The organism is Bartonella sp. AD13SXNS, assembly GCF_042196465.1.
In the GTDB taxonomy this organism is placed as follows: Bacteria; Pseudomonadota; Alphaproteobacteria; order Rhizobiales; family Rhizobiaceae; genus Bartonella.
This window is the reverse complement of sequence record NZ_JBHIQI010000053.1, coordinates 1-2,182: the sequence shown is the minus strand read 5'-3', so window position 1 is coordinate 2,182 and position 2,182 is coordinate 1. Positions and strand designations below refer to the sequence as shown.

Below are 2,182 nucleotides of genomic sequence, written 5' to 3'. Positions count from 1 at the left end.
GAAGCAGTTTCAGAAGAATCTAATTCAGAACCAATGTAAACACTTTCGAGACGAAAATCCCAAAAATCCCCTTCCCCAACAACCAATCTATTCTTTGGATCTGCATTCCCAGAAGAAGAACCTGGACCATAACCACGAAGTTTATATTTATAAGGAAATCCATTTATCGCAACATAATCACTCAAAAGCTTAAAGCTATCTTCCTTTGCTTCTCCAAAAACCTGAATAATCGAAACACTTTGATCACTTTCACCCATTACCTCTTTATCTGAAGTTTTTTGAAATTTTTCCATCTCAATGAGAGTAACTCCCAAAACATCACCATAGATCAAAATGCGATCAGTTTTTTGAGGATCAAATGAACCATCATTACTCATAAATGTGCTCATCTTAATCCGAGAGTTACCTTCCGCACTGTATACTCTATTGTACACCTCATCCATACCCGCTTTTTGATCGATATCATTTAATGCATGAATATCTATTCCATTGTATATTTTGTTTCCAATATGCAATGTTTGATAATCTTGAGAGACATATTTCTCAAAAACAAGCGTACTATCAAGAAAACTCAAAGTAGAAAGTGATGAAACCGTAACATCTGCTTCTTGTAAACCTTGATACTTACTCTTAGTAAGATACCATGTTGAACCATTTCTTAACTGTAAATCAATACGAGCCGTATCCTCAATACGTGCTCCCCCTGTAAGGGTCGAAGAATATGCTTGAACAAGAAGAGAAGAAGCTTTTTTAGCTTTTACGAATAAGTCACCAGAGATTTTTGTATCTTCCAATAATTCAAGGGTAGCCTCAGCCCCAAAACCATCAGCCCCAGTACTATAAATGGCGATGCCTTCTGGAACTGTAAAATTTGTCTTTGATAACTGAACAGATGTCTTTCCTATAATGATATTTTTGCCTTGTAACAAGTTTTTATTAGCTGAATCAGGCAATCTAAACCATTCGTCTGGTCTTAATCCATAAAAATACAGACCATGTGCCCCTTTACCCTGCACAGAAATATTGGATTTTTTAATCTTAATATTCGTTTTCTTAAATTCATTAGATGAACTAAATGCTTTCCAAAACAAATTGCCTTTATCATTCACATCAATTGAAGAATTTTTCACCCAAAAACCATGCATGTCACTAAGTTCAATAGAACTATTATTCAATTGAACATTACTCCCTTGAGATACATCAAAAGCTTCTGGTATTTTATCGAAACTTTCCTCATCGATGACAGTTTTTTGTTTTCCTTGTCCCTTAATGACAGTATTATCGAAAGTATACCCTCCCCCATAAAATGATGAAAATGCACCTTTTCCATTAAAAGTAACAGTACTACCCGACATCCTAATCTTTGCACCGAGTCTACTCACAAACCCGATATCTTGTAAGTCATCTGGTTCGATCTCAATATTGACACGCACTAAAGGAATATCCGCTTTTTCACCCAATGCATAAACAGCGTGAGAAGTTCCCGTAATAGATCCATCTGTCATGCTAATAACCGCATTTTCAGCATGAAGAGCACGTACATTCTTAAAGTTTGAATCGTTTAGATTAAGCCGTGCACCATATTTTGCATATGCACCATATGTAAATATTTGACCTGAATTATCACCCGTAACAGTTATCTGAGATGCATCAACAACTGTACCTGCTTTTTCTACATATATAGCTTTAATAGAAGCAGAACCAGGAGCCTGTTCTTGAGAATTTTTTAAATTATAAGTTTTATTTTTAATTGTATGTCTCTTACCATCACTACATGTATAAAAGCTTCCCATTGTATCACAGGGAGCTGCAAAAGCATGAAAATTCGCATCAACACTTACAATCGAAAAAAAAGAAAAAGTAACTGTTATAAAAGTAAAAATATAATTTTTAAATATATTAGCCATTCTTACAATCCCTTCTCTCCCCTTGTATTTAAAAGTAAATGAAACCTGAATAATACTAAGTCAAGAATACTGTAAGTAAGAAGTATAATAAATACTTTATTTATACTACATAAAATGCTCTCTACTTATGTAAAAATTACTCTATATTTCATAGACACCTAAAAACGATAACGTAAACCTCCTGAAAAACTCGCTCCGGAAAAACCAACTTTCTTAAATCTATGCTGATAAGTGACATCTCCATGAAGAGAAAGTTTTGATGAGAGACGGGCATT

Annotated in this window: 1 pseudogene; it reads right to left on the bottom strand. The window is 34.3% G+C overall.

Annotated features, from left to right (window positions below):
* Window positions 1-1,907 (bottom strand): annotated as a pseudogene (locus tag ACFIMQ_RS09230) (autotransporter outer membrane beta-barrel domain-containing protein); the annotation flags it as partial.
* Between the last annotated feature and the right edge of the window lie 275 nt (window positions 1,908-2,182).